The 20101-nt window shown below is 39.8% G+C and carries 18 protein-coding genes and 1 tRNA gene; 14 read left to right on the top strand and 5 right to left on the bottom strand.

The annotated features are described in order from the left end of the window. The first annotated feature begins 100 nt into the window (after positions 1–100). From CXF93_RS06005 to CXF93_RS05955, 11 genes are all read left to right on the top strand, one after another. Positions 101–176: transfer RNA gene (locus CXF93_RS06005), tRNA-Asn, on the top strand. Positions 177–384: 208 nt separating this feature from the next. Continuing rightward, a complete protein-coding gene (locus tag CXF93_RS06000) occupies positions 385–2244 on the top strand; it encodes an EAL domain-containing protein (RefSeq protein WP_101061501.1) in 1860 nt (619 codons plus the stop codon). A 139-nt stretch (positions 2245–2383) separates the two neighbouring features. Further along, positions 2384–2965, top strand: coding sequence for an electron transport complex subunit RsxA (gene rsxA, locus CXF93_RS05995; RefSeq protein ID WP_019443296.1), 582 nt, complete (start codon positions 2384–2386; stop codon positions 2963–2965). A 12-nt stretch (positions 2966–2977) separates the two neighbouring features. Further along, on the top strand, positions 2978–3526 hold the full coding sequence (gene rsxB, locus CXF93_RS05990) for an electron transport complex subunit RsxB (protein WP_101061500.1): 549 nt from the start codon (positions 2978–2980) through the stop codon (positions 3524–3526). An 8-nt stretch (positions 3527–3534) separates the two neighbouring features. Beyond that, complete coding sequence (rsxC, locus tag CXF93_RS05985) at positions 3535–6330, top strand: electron transport complex subunit RsxC (RefSeq protein ID WP_232784120.1); 2796 nt, start codon at positions 3535–3537, stop codon at positions 6328–6330. Position 6331: 1 nt separating this feature from the next. Further along, positions 6332–7381, top strand: a complete 1050-nt coding sequence (gene rsxD, locus CXF93_RS05980) for an electron transport complex subunit RsxD (RefSeq protein WP_101061498.1) — start codon at positions 6332–6334, stop codon at positions 7379–7381. A 9-nt stretch (positions 7382–7390) separates the two neighbouring features. After that, on the top strand, positions 7391–8026 hold the full coding sequence (gene rsxG, locus CXF93_RS05975; RefSeq protein ID WP_101061497.1) for an electron transport complex subunit RsxG: 636 nt from the start codon (positions 7391–7393) through the stop codon (positions 8024–8026). Next, on the top strand, positions 8023–8730 hold the full coding sequence (locus CXF93_RS05970; RefSeq protein WP_101061496.1) for an electron transport complex subunit E: 708 nt from the start codon (positions 8023–8025) through the stop codon (positions 8728–8730). The genes rsxG and CXF93_RS05970 overlap by 4 nt, the downstream gene beginning before the upstream one ends. A gap of 166 nt (positions 8731–8896) precedes the next feature. Continuing rightward, positions 8897–9538 (top strand): endonuclease III, encoded by a 642-nt coding sequence (nth, locus tag CXF93_RS05965; protein WP_101061495.1) that lies wholly within the window; start codon positions 8897–8899, stop codon positions 9536–9538. A gap of 829 nt (positions 9539–10367) precedes the next feature. Continuing rightward, positions 10368–11630: a magnesium transporter gene (locus tag CXF93_RS05960; RefSeq protein ID WP_101061494.1), complete on the top strand. Its 1263-nt coding sequence runs from the start codon at positions 10368–10370 to the stop codon at positions 11628–11630. A 42-nt stretch (positions 11631–11672) separates the two neighbouring features. Beyond that, positions 11673–12746 carry an FAD:protein FMN transferase gene (locus CXF93_RS05955; protein ID WP_101061493.1) on the top strand — a complete coding sequence of 358 codons (1074 nt, stop codon included), beginning with the start codon at positions 11673–11675 and terminating at the stop codon, positions 12744–12746. A 127-nt stretch (positions 12747–12873) separates the two neighbouring features. Here CXF93_RS05955 and CXF93_RS05950 read toward each other — a convergent pair whose 3' ends face one another. The 3 genes from CXF93_RS05950 to CXF93_RS05940 all read right to left on the bottom strand — a co-directional run bounded on the left by CXF93_RS05950 (position 12874) and on the right by CXF93_RS05940 (position 15297). After that, on the bottom strand, positions 12874–13440 hold the full coding sequence (locus CXF93_RS05950; RefSeq protein ID WP_101061492.1) for a GPR1/FUN34/YaaH family transporter: 567 nt from the start codon (positions 13438–13440) through the stop codon (positions 12874–12876). 507 nt (positions 13441–13947) lie between these two features. Next, complete coding sequence (gene gloA / locus CXF93_RS05945) at positions 13948–14388, bottom strand: lactoylglutathione lyase (protein ID WP_101061491.1); 441 nt, start codon at positions 14386–14388, stop codon at positions 13948–13950. A gap of 27 nt (positions 14389–14415) precedes the next feature. Beyond that, positions 14416–15297, bottom strand: a complete 882-nt coding sequence (locus CXF93_RS05940) for an OmpA family protein (protein WP_101061490.1) — start codon at positions 15295–15297, stop codon at positions 14416–14418. A 241-nt stretch (positions 15298–15538) separates the two neighbouring features. Between CXF93_RS05940 and rnt the strand changes: the two genes are divergently transcribed. After that, positions 15539–16243 carry a ribonuclease T gene (rnt, locus tag CXF93_RS05935; protein ID WP_101061489.1) on the top strand — a complete coding sequence of 235 codons (705 nt, stop codon included), beginning with the start codon at positions 15539–15541 and terminating at the stop codon, positions 16241–16243. Positions 16244–16307: 64 nt separating this feature from the next. Here rnt and CXF93_RS22230 read toward each other — a convergent pair whose 3' ends face one another. Further along, entirely contained in the window at positions 16308–16535 is a 228-nt protein-coding gene (locus tag CXF93_RS22230; RefSeq protein ID WP_232784119.1) for a hypothetical protein, read from the bottom strand. Between the two features lie 586 nt (positions 16536–17121). Between CXF93_RS22230 and CXF93_RS05925 the strand changes: the two genes are divergently transcribed. Beyond that, on the top strand, positions 17122–18447 hold the full coding sequence (locus CXF93_RS05925; RefSeq protein ID WP_101061487.1) for a Na+/H+ antiporter family protein: 1326 nt from the start codon (positions 17122–17124) through the stop codon (positions 18445–18447). A gap of 188 nt (positions 18448–18635) precedes the next feature. On the opposite strand, the gene CXF93_RS05920 is transcribed toward CXF93_RS05925, so the two are convergent. Further along, positions 18636–18965 (bottom strand): Grx4 family monothiol glutaredoxin, encoded by a 330-nt coding sequence (locus CXF93_RS05920; protein ID WP_045110952.1) that lies wholly within the window; start codon positions 18963–18965, stop codon positions 18636–18638. A gap of 340 nt (positions 18966–19305) precedes the next feature. On the opposite strand from CXF93_RS05920, the gene CXF93_RS05915 reads away from it, so the two are divergent. Continuing rightward, positions 19306–19890 carry a superoxide dismutase gene (locus CXF93_RS05915; protein ID WP_017220598.1) on the top strand — a complete coding sequence of 195 codons (585 nt, stop codon included), beginning with the start codon at positions 19306–19308 and terminating at the stop codon, positions 19888–19890. Positions 19891–20101 lie beyond the last annotated feature (211 nt).

The following is a 20101-nucleotide window of genomic DNA, read 5'->3' as shown; positions in this document are numbered from 1 at the left end:
TTATCTTTTGCATAAAGAACAAGAAAATAGAGAACACCAGCAATGATATGTTGTATAAATAATCACAACACATCAGCTTCAGTAGAAGCAAACGAATAATTCCCCTTTAGTTCAGTTGGTAGAACGGTGGACTGTTAATCCATATGTCGCTAGTTCGAGTCTAGCAAGGGGAGCCACTTCTTTATAATTCATATCTACATTCTATTATTTCCCCTCTTAACTTATTTATCCAAACATTATTCTAAAAGTATCTATCTAAAGCTCATCATAAAATATCGTCCTCTATCGCATATTCCTTATCGAAATCAAATAACCCATACTTTTATTGTTTCAAAAAGGTTAACCTAAAGTAACAGGGATGTATAAATTATAGGAATAATGAAAATGACGGATTATTTTCGCTGCAACCTCCTTCTCACATTTGTTTTTTTATGTATGTTGATCAGTGCAGCAGGTTTTAGCTACCATTCAGTAAACTCATCATTGGCGGTTCAAGGTAGTGCTGTTAATGATGCATTAAGTCAAAAAATAACGCTTGATTCGATCAATGATAACAATACTAAGCTACTAACCGAGCGCCTCGCGCTAAGCCAATTATTCATTCAAACAGAATCAGTGTCTTCAAGTTGGCAAGCAAATATCAACTACCCTATTCTGATCCAGCTGGTATTCCCGCAGTTAGCTAAAAATTTCTCCGGCGCGACTGACTTATTCAGTTATAAATTTAAGCTGAAATTTAGTGAAAAAGATAACGCGGTTATTCAGTTATTAAGCATTTTTAGCATTTCACTATTTATCGCTTATTTATTATGCCTTGTATCTGTTAAGCGATTAGTAGTAGGCCTAGAAAAAAACATGCTGCACGAAATAGGTCATGCCACAAAAGCAAAGCGCCAATCATTCCCTACTGTCACTCGCCTTCTTGCTCAACATAAAGCTGAACATCATAAAGAATTACAAGGTCAGCACGATAAAATTGAAGCACTATCAAAAAAAATCAACATGGATAATTTGACGGGCTTATACAATCGATTTTATTTTCGTGGTGAACTAGTGGAGATCTTATCCGATAAAAAGCCATCTCAATCTGCAATCCTCGCATTAGTTCGAGCCACAGCCCTGGGGCATATCAATAAACACAGCGGCTTTCAACTCGGAGATAACTATCTAAAAGATATCTCCAATATGCTAAGACAATGTACAAAGCGCTACCCAGATAGCCAGTTGTATCGCGTATCAGGCCCAGATTTTGCCATTATCATTCCGAATATGACCGCTGCTGTCGCCCATAAACTGGCACGAGAGATAAAAGCGAACTTAGATGAATATCAAACTCTGCATGAACTAGACAATGTCGCTTATATTGGCATTACCACTATTCATTCAGGCCATCAGCCCGAGCAAGTACTTGCCCGTGCAGATACCGCATTAGCGAAAGCGCAACTGGAAGGACCAAACTATTGGGCTTTCCAACAACAAGACAGCCAACAGGATAATCAAGGTCAATCTTATTGGAAAGAGGTCATCGAGGAGATAATCAGCAAACGCTGCCTGATGTTACTTAGCCAACCAGTACAACCCATTCATCGTAATATGAAAAATTACCAAGAAATATATACCCGCTTTATTGGTAGTAATAATGCGGTGCTACCAACTCACACCTTGTTTGCCATGGCTCAACGCTTGGATTACACCATAAAGTTGGATCAAATCATTATTGAAAACATTATCAGTAATAGTCGCACACAAATGGATGGTAACAGTCATTGGGGGGTTAACTTAACGTCTCAGTCCGTGCAAAGTAGCGCATTTATTGTCTGGTTAGAACGCTTGTTATTACGAGAGCCTAATATTGCCACGAATCTGGTGTTCGAAATAGATGAAGTGGTATTAGAACGAAATATAGTCTCCAGTAAACGCGCTCTTGATATGTTACGCCGTGTGGGTAGTCGCTCAGCAATTAGTAAATTTGGTCACGGTATCAGCTCATTTAAATTATTTAAAGAACTCAAACCCAACTATATCAAAATAGACAGCAGCTTGATCCAATCAATTACCAATGATAATGCCAGTCAACAATTTTTGCGGATGATCGTTGATGTAGCCCACCGCATGAGTTGCCAAGTCATTGCCGAAGGCGTCGAAGAGTTAGCACAAAAACAATTACTGGAATCTATGTATGTCGACGGGCTCCAAGGTTATCTCATCGCAAGACCCGCTCCTTTAAGCAAAATAGCCAGTTAAAACACCAAAAACCCCAGATAACGTAAGGAGACTAATTGATTTTTAGTCTTTTTACGTTATCAATTTAGTTCTTTCCTATTGTAACAATGATCCAGATACCCGATAATATGGCCTCCCATAGTAACTGTATTGCTTCATCATGACCGAATATCTCTTACTGCTAGTCAGCACTGTGCTTGTAAACAACTTTGTACTAGTCAAATTCCTTGGTTTATGCCCGTTTATGGGTGTGTCGAGTAAATTAGAAAGTGCCATAGGCATGTCGTTTGCAACAACGTTTGTATTGACCATTGCGGCAATGTCTTCATACCTAGTTGAAACCTATATTTTAACGCCACTTGGCTTAGAATATTTACGCACGCTTAGTTTCATTCTGGTAATTGCCGTTGTTGTACAATTTACCGAAATGGTGGTGCATAAAACCAGCCCTACCCTTTATCGTTTATTAGGTATTTTCTTACCACTTATCACAACTAACTGTGCGGTTCTTGGTGTGGCACTACTCAATATTAATGAAAAACATAACTTTGTCGAAAGTGCCGTATATGGATTTGGCGCTGCAGTTGGTTTCTCATTAGTACTGATATTATTTGCTGCAATGCGTGAACGAATTGCAGCAGCAAACGTCCCGGCCCCTTTTAAGGGTACTTCAATCGCTATGATCACCGCAGGGCTTATGTCACTTGCGTTCATGGGCTTTACGGGCTTGGTTAAACTTTAACTATTGATAATTATGACTACTATTCTTATTGCTATTATTACCCTTGTTATTCTCGCCGCTTTGTTTGGGCTCGGGCTCGGCTGGGCCGCTATTCGTTTCAAAATTGAAGGTAACCCTGTCGTTGAACAGATTGATGCAGAGCTACCACAAACACAATGTGGCCAATGTGGCTATCCGGGTTGTAAACCCTATGCCGAAGCCGTGGCTAATGGTGCAGAAGTAAATTTATGTGTGCCAGGTGGCGCTGCTACAGTTGAAAAACTTGCTGATATTATGGGTGTTGAAGTTAAACCCGTCGCAGAACAAGAACATGATGCCAGCATTAAGCTCGTCGCACGGATCATTGAAGAAGACTGCATTGGTTGTACTAAATGTATTCAAGCCTGTCCGGTTGACGCCATTGCAGGGGCAACACGTGCAATGCACACTGTTATTGTTGATGCTTGTACCGGTTGTAAATTATGTGTCGCACCATGTCCGACCGATTGTATCGTGATGGAACCAGTACAAACTGCTTGGAAATGGCAGTTAGATTCTATCCCAGTCGTCAATATTAAGTAGGTCACATAATGTCATTAATCGAACAAATCAAAAATGGTAAACTGTGGCGCTATCTTGGTGGTGTACATCCGCAAGAAAACAAAACCCAGTCTACAAGTTTAGCGATTACTACCGCAAGTATTCCTAAACACCTTATCATCCCTGTTAAGCAACATATTGGCCAAGGTGGTCAAATCATTGTTGCTGTCGGCGATCGAGTATTAAAAGGCCAGCCATTAACGGCTTCCGATTCATTTATGGCAGTACCTGTTCATGCACCTACATCAGGTGTAATCGAACACATTGCCCAATATCCAAGTACTCAGCCATCTGCGGTACCTGAAATAGCGATTAAGCTTGTTTGCGATCAATTAGATGATGCAATACCAGCACAGCTACCGTTAGATTATAAACAGCTATCAACGTCAGAATTACAGCAGCAAATTAGCCAAGCAGGCGTTGCGGGGATGGGCGGTGCAGGTTTCCCAACCGCAGTTAAATTAAGTGATAGACAACCGATTGAATTCTTATTAATCAATGCTGCAGAGTGTGAACCTTACATCACGTCTGATGATATATTAATGCGTGAACGTGCTGACGATATTATTCAAGGTATTGAAATATTACGTCACATGATCAAACCTGCGCTTTGTGTTATTGGTATTGAAGATAATAAACCCGATGCAGCACAAGCCTTAGAAGCCGCGATCAACAAGCTTAAGCTAAACGATGACATCGTGGTGCATAAAGTACCGACAAAATACCCTAATGGCGGTGAAAAACAGCTCATTAAAATGTTAACGGGTAAAGAGATCAGTAAAGGTCAGATCCCGGCACAATCTGGCATCGTGATGCAAAATGTCGGTACTGTTTATGCGGTTAAACAAGCGATTATTGATCGCCAGCCGCTATTAAGCCGAATCGTGACGTTAACCGGTAAAGCATTTCCACAACCGCGTAATGTCCAAGCTTTGATTGGTACACAGGTCAAAGAACTGCTTAACGAGTTTAATTGTAATGAAAACCAAGCTGCTGCCATTATTTATGGTGGCCCTATGATGGGCTTTACCCTGCCCCATGCGCAGTTTTCATTAACTAAAACTGGTAATTGCATTTTAACACCGATTAAAGATGAAATTCCGCAAGTCAGAGAAGCGGATGCTTGTATTCGTTGTGGTGAATGTGCAGAAGCCTGCCCTGTGGATTTATTACCACAGCAATTACATTGGTATAGCCAAGCTAAAGACGTGAAAAAGTTAGCTGATTACAATCTCATGGACTGTATTGAATGTGGTGCATGTAGTTATGTTTGCCCAAGCCAAATACCGCTGGTGCATCAATACCGTATTGCCAAAGTGGAACTACGGGAAAGCGATGCTGAACTTGCTGCTGCTGCGATCGCAAAAGAGCGTTTTGAAAAACGTAATGAACGCTTAGCATTAGAGAAAGCGCAACGCGAACAGCGCCAAAAAGACGCAGCAGAAAAACGCCGCGCGACAGCGAAAGCGTTAACGGGTGAAGATCCTGTTAAAGCGGCCATGGAACGAATTCAAAAAGCCAAAGCGGCAGAACAAGCACCAAGCGAGGGTCAAACCAGTAAAGGTTCAGCTGTTGCTGATGCTATTGCTCGCGCTAAAGCCAAGAAAGCGACGGCTGGTGCAGCACAACCAGCAACAACTAATTCAAACTCTGACCTGCCAGACAATTCAGCCGTTATTGCTGAGCGTAAAGCCAGAAAAGCCGCCGCGAAAGCGAAACGAGAAGCCGAAGGTGCTGAGCCAGCTGCAATAACAACGAGCCCAGCAATTGAAGCTAAAAAAGCCGCTGTTGCCGATGCTATCGCCCGTGCTAAAGCCAAGAAAGCTGCTGCAGATACTTCTGCGCCATCTGTTGATGGTAAGAAAGCCGCTGTTGCTGCTGCAATTGCTCGTGCTAAAGCTAAGAAAGCGGCCGCAGGTGGATCTACTGCAGATACTTCTGCGCCATCTGTTGATGGTAAGAAAGCCGCTGTTGCTGCTGCAATTGCTCGTGCCAAAGCTAAGAAAGCGGCTGCACAAGCAACGCCTGTAGCAACCGATGAATCAGTAACTGATACACCCGCTCCAGCTATCGATGCTAAAAAAGCCGCTGTTGCTGCTGCAATTGCTCGTGCTAAAGCTAAGAAAGCGGCTGCACAAGCAACGCCTGTAGCAACCGATGAATCAGTAACTGATACACCCGATCCAGCTATCGATGCTAAAAAAGCCGCTGTTGCTGCTGCAATTGCTCGTGCTAAAGCTAAGAAAGCGGCTGCGCAAGCAACGCCTGTAGCAACTGATGAATCAGTAACTGATACACCCGCTCCAGTTATCGATGCTAAAAAAGCCGCTGTTGCGGCTGCAATTGCTCGTGCTAAAGCTAAGAAAGCGGCCGCACAAGCAACGCCTGTAGTAACTGAAGCCGTTGAAACAGCTGACCCGACAACGGAGTCACCCGCTCCAGCTGTCGATGCTAAAAAGGCAGCCGTGGCTGCTGCAATTGCTCGTGCTAAAGCCAAGAAATCGGCTGCGCAAGCAACGCCTGTAGTAATTGAAGCCATTGAAACGACGGAATCAACAACGGAGTCACCCGCTCCAGCTATCGATGCTAAAAAAACAGCGATCGCAGCTGCAGTTACCCGCGCTAAAGCCAAAAAAGCCGCTGTACAAGTAGACGAAGCAAGTACAACAAACAATTCAACCGATGACGTTCAAGTAACCGAGTCTGTTGATAACAAAAAAGCAGCTATTGCCAAGGCGATAGCAAAAGCGAAAGCAAAAAAACTAGCCCAACTTGGTGATAAATAACATGGCCTTTAGATTAGCAAGCTCTCCCCATAATCACAGTGGTAGCAGCACCAGTAACCTGATGCGTACCGTTATTTTGGCTACAATCCCAGGCATTGCCGCACAATGGTATTTTTTTGGTGCCGGCAACCTGATCCATATAGCCTTAGCTTGTATGGCTGCAATTATAACTGAAGCCGTATTTCTTAAATTACGTAAACAACCGATACTCAATCGTGTACAAGATAACAGTGCACTATTAACGGGTTTGTTAATCGGTATTTCAATACCTGGTTTAGCCCCTTGGTGGATAAGTGTCATGGGCGCGGTATTTGCCATTGCCATTGCAAAACAACTTTATGGTGGATTAGGTCAAAACATCTTTAATCCGGCCATGGTCGCTTACGTGATGTTACTTGTTTCATTCCCACTGCAAATGACAACTTGGCCACCAGTGAGTGAAATAACCGGTTATGAATTATCATTATGGGATATCTTTAATGTTATTTTCACCGGACTGACATTAGACGGTCATAGCGCCCATCAGCTGATGCAAAATATTGATGGCATCACGATGGCCACCCCACTGGATACCCTGAAAAATGGTCTTGCGATGGGCCATACAGTTGCTGAAATTCAAACTAAAGAACAGTTCAGTTGGTTATCTGGATTAGGTTGGGAATGGATTAATTTAGCCTTCCTTGCTGGCGGTGTCTACTTACTCAGTAAACGCGCGATCCTCTGGTATATCCCCGTTGGCTTGTTAGGTGGTTTATTTGCCATAAGCTTCATTGGTTACTTATGGGAACCCGATTCTGTCGGCTCACCAATCTTCCATCTGTTCTCTGGTGCAACCATGTTAGGGGCATTCTTTATTGCTACCGACCCCGTATCGGCATCAACAACACCAAAAGGTCGTCTCATATTTGGCGCACTGATTGGTATGTTAGTCTATATGATTCGTACTTGGGGTGGTTATCCTGACGCAATGGCGTTTGCCGTATTACTCGCGAATATGTGCGTACCGTTAATTGATTATTACACTCAACCCCGTGTTTACGGTCATAAATAGGAGATCACCATGTTCGTATCAATGAAAAAAAATGGTGCCATACTAGCCCTATTTGCCCTAGCTTGTACTTCTGTAGTTGCGATCACTCATGCGGTAACGAAAGATCGTATTGCAGAACAAGAACAAATCCAATTACTGAAAATTATTAATCAGTTATTACCAGAAGACGGTCACGACAACAATATTTTCCAAAGCTGTAAATTAATGACTAATGAGGCGTTACTCGGCACCTCTGAACCACAACGTATTTTCACTGCAACCAAAAATAATGACACTGTTGGTTACGCTGTAGAAGGTATCGCACCAGCAGGTTACAACGGTAATATTAAACTTGTTGTTGGTATTGATACCACAGGTAAAGTAACGGGTGTGCGTATTCTAGGCCATAATGAAACACCTGGGTTAGGTGACAAAGTTGAACACCGCAAATCAAACTGGTTAGACGACTTTGTTGACCAAACGCTCACGCCTGAAAATACCCACACTTGGGCGGTGACTAAAGACGGCGGTGACTTTGATTCCTTTACCGGGGCAACAATCACCCCACGCGCAGTGGTAAATTCAGTAAAAGATATCCTGACTTTTTATCAGTCTGCACAATTTTCAGATCTACAAAGTGCGCCTTCTTGTTGGAGTAAATCATGAGCCAATATCGCGATATTATTTACCAAGGATTATGGAAAAATAATCCCGGTTTAGTACAAGTTTTAGGGTTATGTCCTCTACTTGCTGTAACAGCTACCGTGACGAATGCGATGGGCTTAGGCTTTGCTACCTTGTTAGTGCTTGTTGCATCGAACACCACCATTTCATTGATTCGTGAGTACGTGCCAAAAGAGATCCGTATTCCTATTTTTGTGATGATCATTGCCTCATTCGTCACCACAGTGCAGTTATTAATGAATGCTTACGTTTATGAGCTGTATCAATCACTGGGTATTTTCATTCCACTGATCGTAACCAATTGTATTATCATTGGTCGCGCTGAAGCATTCGCATCTCGTAACAAGGTATTACCCTCTGCGGCTGATGGCTTCTTTATGGGCCTGGGCTTTGCTAGTGTATTAATTGTATTAGGCGCTATTCGTGAAGTGTTAGGTCAAGGCACGCTGTTTGACGGCATGGATTTACTATTAGGTGACTGGGCAAGCGTATTACGTATTGAAGTCTTCCATGCGGATACCAGCTTCTTATTAGCAATATTAGCACCCGGTGCATTTATCGGTATGGGCTTTTTAATGGCCATAAAACATGCTATTGATGCGCAACTCGATAAACGTCGTAAAGCGCAGCCTGTTATTGTGGTTGAGCCTGCAGCCGAGACTGAATCTACAACAAATTTGTCGTAACGACTTAATTATAAGTTGTTAATTACAAATACTTAATTATAAAGTGTTTGATTATAAAAAGTCGAGCCATGCTGAGTTACGATATTCAGCGTGGCTTTATAATATAAATTGCATTAAATAACTGATTACAGATTGTTGTGATTGCTAGCATATATAGGATCAAGATATGAACAAGGATAAACGCCGCATTATTTTAGAGCGTCTGCGTGATAACAATCCCCATCCTGAAACTGAGTTAAACTTCTCTTCAGCATTTGAACTACTTGTGGCCGTGACCCTGTCTGCTCAAGCTACCGATGTCAGTGTAAATAAAGCCACGGTCAAGCTGTTCCCTGTAGCTAATACACCGCAAGCTATTTTTGATCTGGGTGTTGAAGGATTAAAAACCTATATCAAAACTATTGGCTTATACAATTCCAAGGCCAGTAATGTCATTAAAGCCTGCCAGATATTAATAGAGAAACACAATAGTGTTGTACCTGAAAGTCTTGAAGACTTAGTTGAGCTACCAGGTGTAGGTAGAAAAACCGCGAATGTGGTATTAAATACTGCATTTGGTTGGCCTACGATTGCTGTTGATACGCATATTTTTCGGGTATCGAACCGTACCAAACTGGCGATGGGTAAGAATGTTGACCAAGTAGAAGAAAAACTACTTAAAGTAATACCCGCTGAGTTTAAAGTTGATGTACACCACTGGTTGATTCTACACGGTCGCTATACTTGTATCGCCCGTAAGCCGCGTTGTGGCTCTTGTATGATTGAAGATTTGTGTGAATTTAAAGATAAGATATATCCTGAAGAGTAATGCTATAACTTGCACTTCAGTTTAGGCCTATTGAATAAGCTGACACTCAACGTGCTTAGTCTCCAATATTTAAAATCCCCCCGACCTCAATCCAGCAATTCGCTGGATTTTTTATTTCAAAAGCTACGATATTTTATACACAACAGCAATTGCTGGTGAGTTCAATATTCACACAATATTAAAGCTAGATTAATGTATATAAAAGCCAATGATATTTAATGTAAAGTATACTGTTGCAATATTGACTTAAAGTATCATTAAACTTACAATCCGCTCGAATTAACCAAGCAAAGGAAATAATATGGAAAGCGATTGTTGTAGGAGAGCCTATAAATAGATGTTGGATACTAAATAATAAAACACCCTCCCTCTATTTATACCTCTCTCATTATATAAAACGTCCATAATCTGAAATGTTCATCATTATTAGACGTATTAAACTCATCATAAATAATACTTAGTTTCGATTATTTTATCGTTATCGTTATCGTTATCGTTATCGTAAGTATTAATAAATATTATATTTAATCATCAACTGTGTTTACACATTGGCTGCATTGTAATAACCAACGATTATTACTCATTACCCTGTACCAAAAATAAAGTAAATCATTGATAAATAGGAAAACACATGGAAATTGACATTCCTCCTAGTCTACTACCGTTCCAGAAATGCGATGTGTAGTGGTATGTGAATTTATATTTAATACTTTAATTCTTTTTATACTTTAATTAAAATACAAATAAAATCACGATAAATAATATCCCCGTCATCGCTGTTATTAACATTATAAAAAATATTTAATCCTATTATATTGGAGGACTAATCATGTCCAATAATACAGCGCTTATAAACAATAAAAACACATTAACATTAAACAATGAAATTAATAATCCTTTTGAATTATGGAATGATGAAACGAAAAATAAATTAATTTCGTTTTTAACAAACAATTCAATCGAGGAGCTGCGTCATTGGTTTAGTAATAAAACCTTAAATCAATATTATCAAATAAAAAAATTATCATTAGAGAATATTGATTTAAAAAAACTATTACCCGCTTGGCTACTTGCCGATATCGAGTTATTAGGAACGGCCAGCAGCCCCGTCTTTTCTGTTATGTCACCAGCTTCCCCTCTGCTGCTAAATCATAATATGTCAGTTGCAGAGGCAGTAAACCACGTTAAATCTATGAACAAAGACCTCAATGCTAAAGCGGCAATGATTGTTGACCAGTATGGTCGATATTATGCTTTATTAGAATTACACATGCTGCTTAAGCATGATGAGGATCTGTTATTAGCAGATATTGCATTACAAGTTGAACCTTGTCATGTTGGCGAAGATCAAGAGTATGCCGTCAGCGAACTGCAAATGGGCAAGACAGAATACCTACCTATTGTCGATATACGCGGCCATCCTGTTGGCTTATTTCAATGGCAGCAAGCCTCGCAAGTGATGCAAGTTGAGCTGACGGAAGACGTTAATTTACAGATGGGTATTCAAAGTAGCCTAGACGAACCAAGTTATCTTGATATGTCGGTAATTGATCATGTACGTAAACGAATAATTTGGGTTTTAGGCTTGGCTGCTGTCGGTATTTTTTCAGGCATGATCATTCAGAGTTATGATGATGCGATAGCGGCATTAACAATACTTGCTTTGTACATGCCAATGATTGCAGACACCGGCGGTAACGCTGGAAGTCAATCAGCTACCGTGATTGTGCGTTCCTTAGCATTGGGGGAGTTAAAAGTTAAAAACTGGCTAACGGTTGTCTGGAAAGAATTAAAAATCGCCAGTCTAATAGGTTTAGCATTGGCAGCCGCTTCATTCATAAAGGTCGAGTTTCTATCAGGTAGCGCGGTTTTACCGGGTAATATAACGTTAACATTATTAGGTACAGCTATTGCATTGGCCTTGTTTCTGCAAGTACTAACAGCGACAGTTATTGGCGCCACTTTACCTTTAATTGCTAAATCCTGTCGATTAGACCCAGCCGTTGTAGCAAGTCCCGCTATCACTACCTTTGTTGATATTACTGGATTACTGATTTATTTCTATATCACCACGACATTACTTGGTATTTAGTCTTAATCCTCTGTATTTAAATAGTAAAATTAAGGAATATAAATGTTAAATTTTAACGCTATACATACCAGGATCCAGTATTTACGCATTGTGCATCTTAAATTAGGGCTTCAGTGGTTAGCGGCTATTGCCATTAGTGCCACCATACTTGGCTGTTCAGAACCTCAGCTAACTAATAGCACTTTTAAAGGTCAAACCATGGGCACATTTTATGACATAAAAGTAGCACATTTTCCATTGACGACGAGTGAACAGTCTTCTATTCATGCTGAAATAGATCGACTCTTAGAGCAAGTTAATGAGCAGATGTCGACTTATCGTTCACACTCCGAATTATCACGCTTTAATTTAAGTCCTGCGGTTAAAGATTTTCCTGTATCAGAAGATACCGCTAAGGTGGTTGCAGAGTCTATCCGAATACATGAGATAACATCAGGTGCATTCGACGTTACCCTTGGTCCTCTGGTTAACTTATGGGGCTTTGGTCCAGAAAATTTACCACAACAAAAGCCAACTACAAAGATGATTAAAGCTGCACTATCACGTGTTGGTATTCAACATATCAGTAACACTAAGCATACCTTAAGTAAGGATATAGATAGTCTTTATGTCGACTTATCTGGTATAGCAAAGGGTTATGGTGCTGATGTGATCGCTGAATATTTAACGTCGTTAGGCATTGAAAATTATATTGTTGGCCTTGGTGGCGATTTACGAGCAAGAGGCATAAATGCAAATAATTTAGGTTGGCAAATTGCCATTGAAAAAGCCTCGACAACAGAACATTCGGTACAGCATGTTGTTGCAGTGGGTGATAATGCCATCGTGACATCAGGTAGCTATCGTAATTATTATGATCTTAATGATGAACGTTTTTCTCATACTATAGACCCTATCACGGGACAGCCAGCACAACATAACTTAGTTTCAGTCACGGTTATTCACCCTTCAGCTATGACAGCAGATGGTTTTGCCACTGCATTTATGGCTATGGGAGAAGAACAGGCGATGATATTAGCAAGGCAGAAAAAATTAGCTGTGTACATGATTTATAAGTCTGGTGACGATTTTAAGGAAGTGTATACGGAGGCGTTTTCACCTTTCTTTCAAAAGTAATTAGCATTAATTAAAAATGTACTTTATTAACTATCAAAAAGGCGCGCTCAAGTCATTGAACGCGCCTTTATAGTATTCAGTGTTTAACCTACTCTAATTGCCCGTCATATAAAAACGGGCTTAGCGATTATTTAAAAACTGGTTTACCAACAGGTAATACTTCACGGCCATATTCGCCATTCAGGATTTGCGCCATACTAAAGTACATTGCGCTTAAACCACAGAAAATACCAACATAACCAGCGATCACACCAATTACCGCACTACCACTAAAGTCGCGAGCAGCAAGCAAGAAGAACAATGCAGTTAATGAAGCGAATACGATCTGCTTTGCTCGTGGGTAACGTAATGAACCAATAAATAAGCCCGCAGTAAATAGACCCCATAACAGCAGGTACCAACCCATAAAGCCAGCAGGACTCGCTGCTACACCCATTTTAGGCATCAAAATTAGGCCTACTAATGTTAACCAGAAAAAACCATAAGAAATGAAGGCTGTCGTACCAAACGTATCATTACGTTTGTAGCATAAAATACCCGCAATAATTTGGCTAATACCACCGTAAAAAATACCCATAGCAAGTATCATTGAATCCATTGGGAAAAATCCCGCATTATGGATATTTAATAACACGGTAGTCATACCGAAGCCCATTAGGCCCAGTGGTGCTGGATTAGCTAGTTGTGTAGACATTAATAATAAAACCCATCGTATATAAAGAGGCGGCGATTGTAGGTTAATAATTCTGACAGGGCAATTTAAAATAGTTCAAAATTTCAGCTAAATGATGATTTATAAAATGTTAGCACTATAAAAAAACAAATTAAATGTCGTCATTTAGAGCTGTCATAACATCATTTGAAAAACCGTGATCTATATAGCATATTGTTATTTAAGTATATTATTAGGGGGTACAATAAATACGGAATTAAAGTGCGAGAGTGGATTGATTGAAAGTCACATGGTGATAATTAATTTAGATTTGGTTATTCTTATTATTCATAACGAATAACATAAATATATCAATAAGTTATATAAGCATGTTTTTATATGTTTATGACCATAAAAATTTATTTATTATAACTTTAGAGTATATTTGATATTTAATTAATGGAAGCCAATAAAATCTATTAACTGAGCGTGAGACATTAATCATCACTATATTTTATCACTCACGCTCATCATTGCTATATTACCGTATTACCATTCGCCAACATTTAGCATTGAAGCCCAAGGTTCTTGGGGTGCTAGTTTGTCGCCTTTTTGTAATAACTCGATAGAAATGCCATCCGGTGAACGGATAAATGCCATATAACCATCACGTGGCGGACGGTTAATAATAACGCCAGCAGCCTGTAAATTGGCACAGGTCGCATAAATATCTTCAACTTCGTAAGCTAAGTGACCAAAGTTACGGCCGCCTTCATACTCTTCTTCATCCCAGTTATAGGTAAGTTCTACAGTAGGACGAGATGTTTGCTGCGCCTGTTCAGCATCGCCGGGAGCGGCTAAAAAGATAAGTGAAAAGCGTGCAGCTTCATAATCATTGCGTTTAACTTCAATTAAACCAAGTTTATTGCAGTAGAAATCTAAAGAGGCTTCTAAATTTTTGACACGAACCATAGTATGTAAGAATTGCATAACACGTCCTATTACAACTGAGTGATATTAAAGAATCGGTTGGCCTAATGATATCACAACGCGTTGATTTTTTTGTCGGTCAATAATGTTACCATTTGACGCTATTTGACTCTTCTCACCATAGCCATTGGTTTTTATTTCTAGATTTTTAAGGCCACTTTCTAAGAAGTACTGTTTAATATTTTCAGCACGTAATGAAGAGGTTTCTAAATTTTGTAGCTCATCACCATAACTAGCCGTGTAGCTATCAACAACGACTACATTAATATCAGGGCTGTATTGTAAGAATTCACTAATCATCGCCAACCGCTGCTGGCTCTGCTGTGTTAACTCATCACTGGCCGCATTAAAATCAAGAACAGAATACGCAATATCATCCAAGCTGTACGGTAATAAATTACTTACACATTCAAGGAATTCTTGGTATTTATTTTGAAAATTAACAGAAGACAGACCGACACTGATAAACTCACCGCCGCGATACCAGTCTCGAAAATAAAAGGTTGGGTAATCGCCAGAATCTAACGAGTCAAGCATACGCCAAGCTGGTTGTTCACTGACATAACCGGAAAATTGGCGATATAGTTTTACATCAGCAAGATCTTTCGCTGCACTGCCCGGTTTCCAATTTGGTGGTACCGAACGTAATGAAGCCATTTCAGCTTGAGCAGGTAAACGTTGCATATCTAATTCAAAATCAAGATTGATGAGCTTAGATGCGCGACTGGTAAAGATGGCTTGACCGTAACGAGGAATATCATGCTTCAAACTGCATTGCACGGGCGTAGAACGACTATTTTCCCATTGAGAAAATTCGTAATTAGCCGCATAGTTTTTCATACTAGCTGAAGCACTTGTTGAACCGACAGCAACAAGTGAAGCAATTATAAAATGTTGGCAGTTATTCATACGGTTCAAAATCCTGTTTATTCGAGGCCTATATTAACTTATCGGTATTGAGGTAAATAACTTGAGTCTCTTTTCTCAAAAAATTTAAAAAAACCGCAAAATACTTAATAAGGTAAAGGCCCTTTAAATGGCATTCCCTGTTGATTATCCCGACAACTAGCAATAAATTCACAAAGTTGATTAGAGGACATGGGATTATTATGGCATAATCCCAACCAAGTCAACACTAATAAATGATCACATGACCACAACTGAAAAATCAGCTTTTAGCCAACGATTCCGTGGCTACTTCCCTGTTGTTATCGATATTGAAACAGCGGGATTTAATGCACAAACAGATGCAATGTTAGAGATCGCCGCTTCCATTCTCGAAATGGATGAAGATGGTTATCTTAAAATTTCGCATACTTTACACTTTAACGTTGAACCCTTCGAAGGCGCTAATTTAGAACAAGCAGCCTTAGATTTTACCGGTATCGACCCTACTAACCCATTACGTGGCGCAGTACCAGAACGTGACGCGATCACCGAAATCTATAAAGCTGTTCGTAAAGGCTTGAAAGATACAGGTTGTCACCGTGCGATCATGGTTGCCCACAATGCTGCTTTTGACCATGGTTTTTTAAGTGCCGCATCTAGCCGTGAAAAGATTAAACGAAATCCTTTTCACCCTTTTGCTACATTTGATACCACGACACTGGCTGGTTTAGCTGTTGGTCAAACTGTACTTGCTAAAGCATGTATGGCTGCAGGTATACCTTTTGATCATAAACAAGCGCATTCTGCTAAATATGATACCGAGCAAACAGCAAAATTATTTTGCTTTATCGTTAACAAATGGAAAGATATGGGTGGCTGGCCACTCGCAGTACCTGAAGAAGAAATGATTGAAGAAACTGAAGCTGTTAGTGACAGTACGTTAAGCGCTGACACTGAAACAGAATAAGTAATTATGCCCCTGCGTAATGAATAATGCGCGAAGGGGCAAAAGCTTCATTATGTAAAGCAAGTTAAAACTTGCCTTTAACACCGATGATCGCCGTATCAGTTTCACTTTCATAGTGAAAGTTCAACACTGTTGCGCCAAAGGACATCCCAGCAACACAACCTAACAAATTGGCCGCCATATCGTTTGTACTGAATTCATTCCCTTCTTCCCCTGAATCTATAGTTTCCTTCAATGCACCGATAGAGATACCCACTAACATCGTTTGCCACCAACTTTCGCTATACATCATCGTCCCCCCACAGATAAAAGTCTGAGCAATAAAATGCTGCTGCTTGTCATTCTCTACGCTTTCAGCATTCACAGCTGCAGGAAAAAGAAACAGTGGGATTAACAAGATCCTCCTGCACAGAGTCATCACTGAACATATAACTTGGTGTACATTTTTAGCTGAATTAATCATGAGTATTAAGCGCCATAACAAATTTAGCAATGTAACCTAAACAACATCTACTCGGGATCGAGAGTTACCATAGTATAAACATGATAAGTATAGGTTTATTTTATAACGAAAACCTACATAGATAAGGGTTTAATGCTAAATAAAGCCCGCACAAAGCATCCATGCGCCACACCACTTAAAATAAAAGAATAAAACTCCAAGTGAATAATAACAAGGCTAGCAGCCAATATGTACTTCGCAACAAATACAAAAACATAAAAATAACGATCAAATACTTAAGAATTATCACCTGTAACAACAATCATTCACTAAATCTGCATAAATACCCATAAATAGCTGTAAAATTCACTTATCTTATTTGTAATAGTTTTATATACTACTATTAATGAAATTATTAACATTGGAAAATAGATAAATGAATCCTGTCGTTATCGCGGTGCTCACTATGCTAATCCTCAGCTTTATGCGGATTAATGTTGTTGTCGCGCTCACAATTAGTGCCATTTTAGGCGGCTTAATTGGTGGTTTACCTTTAGAAGAAGTTATTGCGGCGTTTAACTCCGGTTTAGGTGGTGGTGCGTCAATTGCATTAAACTATGCCATGTTAGGTGCATTTGCAGTTGCTATATCAAAGTCAGGTATTACTGACATATTAGCGGCTAAAATCGTTAGCCGTTTAGGCACTGGTGGTACTCAACGCCAAATAAACGGTTTTAAATACGGTTTACTGTTTACTCTGCTATTAGTGGCAATCTCATCACAGAATGTTATTCCTGTTCATATCGCGTTTATCCCGCTACTTGTTCCGCCTCTACTCGGTGTTATGAATAAGCTGCGATTAGACCGTCGAGCTGTCGCTTGTGTTATCACATTTGGTTTAACAGCGACCTATATGTTCTTACCGATTGGTTTTGGTGGTATTTTCTTAAACAATATCCTACTTAAAAATCTAAATGATAACGGTGCAAACGTAGTTGCTGAGCAGTTACCAACCGCAATGGCGCTACCGGTATTAGGCATGGTTATTGGTCTTATTACAGCTGTGGTATTTAGTTACCGTAAACCACGCGAATATTTGACTGAAAGTGAATTAACAACTAAAGAAGTACAGAAAGTTGAATATAATCCGCGCCATATTATCGTGGCGATTATTGCCGTTGTTGCCGCGCTTAGCTTACAGTTAATCTACGATTCAATCATTCTAGGTGCATTAACTGGTTTCATTATCTTTACGTTAGGTGGTGTGATCAAGTTCCACGAAACCCAAGATATCTTTACTCGTGGTGTGCATATGATGGCGATGATTGGCTTTATCATGATTGCGGCATCTGGTTTTTCTGAAGTGATGAAAGCTACAAGCGGTGTTGAATCGTTAGTTAGTTCAATTGGTGGTGTAATTGGCGATAATAAAGGCCTAGCTGCGCTACTAATGCTAATTACTGGTTTATTGGTCACCATGGGTATTGGTTCGTCTTTCTCTACAATTCCAATTCTTGCTACTATCTATGTACCACTTGCACTGCAGTTTGGTTTCTCACCACTTGCAACTGCATCACTCGTTGGTACAGCAGCAGCATTAGGTGATGCCGGGTCACCAGCATCAGACTCAACATTAGGTCCCACATCTGGCCTTAACGTTGATGGTCAACACGATCATATTCGTGACTCAGTAATACCAACGTTCATCCACTATAATATTCCACTTATTATCTTTGGTTGGATCGCTGCAGTTACACTGTAAAGATCATCGCTGGTACGGTGAGATAAATCATCGTACTGGTTAGTACTATAAAAGGTTTTAAATAAGAGATTACTTAAAATCGAGATATAAAAAAGGGAAGCAATTGCTTCCCTTTTTCGTACGCTAATTATAGTTATAAACAAATGATAACGCTTACAACATAATTAACAGATAACAACTAACAAAAGTTATTCAGCTTTCGCTTTTGCAGCAGCTGCTGCGATTAATGGCTGTAGTTCACCTTGCTGGAACATTTCCATGATGATGTCACAACCACCAACTAGCTCGCCGTCAACCCACAGTTGTGGGAATGTAGGCCAGTTAGCGTATTTAGGTAGCTCAGCACGGATATCTGGATTTTGCAGGATATCAACGTAAGCAAATTGCTCACCACAATTGATTACAGCTTGTGATGCTTGTGAAGAAAAACCACAGCTAGGTAGTTTTGGTGATCCTTTCATATATAGGATGATTGAGTTCTCAGCAAGTTGCTGTTTAATTTTATCTAAAGTTTCCATTGTGTCCTCACAAATCTTAGCGTTTACATCTACTGTAGTTATTATTTGAATCTAAGTTATTTAAACTCTAACCATAGAATGCGTTATATAAATACAAATTTAATCCGCCATTTTATGCTAATTATAGTCTTGTTAACACCGTTAATTTGTAGGGTTATTTTGTTTTATATTTAGTCTAATTGTTAATAATTCATGTATCTAGTTACAATTTATTAATTGAACAAGACAATTGCGTGCAAATGCTTGAATATATTCAACGCTAGCGGTAGTATTCTTGCAATAATTAAATCAATAATGAGCAATGGATAGCTTTTAGCTATCAATAAATAAGGAAATACCTATGAGTATTACACTACCAGCTTTACCGTACGCACAAGATGCACTTGTACCACATATCTCTGCAGAGACTCTTTCTTTCCATTACGGCAAACACCACAACACTTACGTGGTTAAGCTTAACGGTCTAATCGAAGGTACACCTTTTGCTGAAAAAACATTAGAAGAAATCGTTAAATCTTCTGCTGGTCCAATGTTCAACAATGCTGCACAAGTATGGAACCACACATTCTACTGGAACAGCCTGACTCCAAATGCAAAAGGTCAACCAGAAGGCGCTCTAGCTGACGCTATCAACGCTAAATTCGGTTCTTTCGAAGCCTTCCAAGCTGCATTCAACGATAAAGCTGTAAACAACTTCGGTTCAAGCTGGACTTGGTTAGTTAAAAACGCTGAAGGCGAATTAGAAATCGTTAACACTTCTAACGCTGGTACGCCAATCACAGAAGCTGGTGTTACACCGCTAATCACTGTTGATCTTTGGGAACATGCTTACTACATCGATTACCGTAACCTACGTCCTAGCTACCTTACTGCTTTCTGGGCACTAGCTAACTGGGATTTCGCTGCAGCTAACTTCGCAGCTTAATTTATCTGTTAGCCTTAGGCTAGACGAGTCAGAACTTTGTCTTGAATTAGCCTTACGCTAGATGGTAATAAAATCGATCATATAAAAAAACCGATAGTGAAAACTATCGGTTTTTTTTTATTCAACTAGTATTATTTATACTTAATTGTTATTCTTTGCGTCATTAGACTAATGACAAGGATGTTATTACTTATTTTTCAAGACCGAGGTC

The organism is Moritella sp. Urea-trap-13, from assembly GCF_002836355.1.
GTDB lineage: Bacteria > Pseudomonadota > Gammaproteobacteria > Enterobacterales > Moritellaceae > Moritella.
Note: the sequence above shows the minus strand (reverse complement) of the source record. Positions and strands in the feature narration are given on the sequence as shown.

Excerpts from the sequence above, each read along its gene's own strand:
- CXF93_RS06000 (WP_101061501.1), top strand. The coding sequence starts at position 385 with ATGACGGATTATTTTCGCTGCAACCTCCTTCTCACATTTGTTTTTTTA.
- rsxA (WP_019443296.1), top strand. The coding sequence starts at position 2,384 with ATGACCGAATATCTCTTACTGCTAGTCAGCACTGTGCTTGTAAACAAC.
- rsxB (WP_101061500.1), top strand. The coding sequence starts at position 2,978 with ATGACTACTATTCTTATTGCTATTATTACCCTTGTTATTCTCGCCGCT.
- rsxC (WP_232784120.1), top strand. The coding sequence starts at position 3,535 with ATGTCATTAATCGAACAAATCAAAAATGGTAAACTGTGGCGCTATCTT.
- rsxD (WP_101061498.1), top strand. The coding sequence starts at position 6,332 with ATGGCCTTTAGATTAGCAAGCTCTCCCCATAATCACAGTGGTAGCAGC.
- rsxG (WP_101061497.1), top strand. The coding sequence starts at position 7,391 with ATGTTCGTATCAATGAAAAAAAATGGTGCCATACTAGCCCTATTTGCC.
- CXF93_RS05970 (WP_101061496.1), top strand. The coding sequence starts at position 8,023 with ATGAGCCAATATCGCGATATTATTTACCAAGGATTATGGAAAAATAAT.
- nth (WP_101061495.1), top strand. The coding sequence starts at position 8,897 with ATGAACAAGGATAAACGCCGCATTATTTTAGAGCGTCTGCGTGATAAC.
- CXF93_RS05960 (WP_101061494.1), top strand. The coding sequence starts at position 10,368 with ATGTCCAATAATACAGCGCTTATAAACAATAAAAACACATTAACATTA.
- CXF93_RS05955 (WP_101061493.1), top strand. The coding sequence starts at position 11,673 with ATGTTAAATTTTAACGCTATACATACCAGGATCCAGTATTTACGCATT.
- CXF93_RS05950 (WP_101061492.1), bottom strand. The coding sequence starts at position 13,440 with ATGTCTACACAACTAGCTAATCCAGCACCACTGGGCCTAATGGGCTTC.
- gloA (WP_101061491.1), bottom strand. The coding sequence starts at position 14,388 with ATGCAATTCTTACATACTATGGTTCGTGTCAAAAATTTAGAAGCCTCT.
- CXF93_RS05940 (WP_101061490.1), bottom strand. The coding sequence starts at position 15,297 with ATGAATAACTGCCAACATTTTATAATTGCTTCACTTGTTGCTGTCGGT.
- rnt (WP_101061489.1), top strand. The coding sequence starts at position 15,539 with ATGACCACAACTGAAAAATCAGCTTTTAGCCAACGATTCCGTGGCTAC.
- CXF93_RS22230 (WP_232784119.1), bottom strand. The coding sequence starts at position 16,535 with ATGATGTATAGCGAAAGTTGGTGGCAAACGATGTTAGTGGGTATCTCT.
- CXF93_RS05925 (WP_101061487.1), top strand. The coding sequence starts at position 17,122 with ATGAATCCTGTCGTTATCGCGGTGCTCACTATGCTAATCCTCAGCTTT.
- CXF93_RS05920 (WP_045110952.1), bottom strand. The coding sequence starts at position 18,965 with ATGGAAACTTTAGATAAAATTAAACAGCAACTTGCTGAGAACTCAATC.
- CXF93_RS05915 (WP_017220598.1), top strand. The coding sequence starts at position 19,306 with ATGAGTATTACACTACCAGCTTTACCGTACGCACAAGATGCACTTGTA.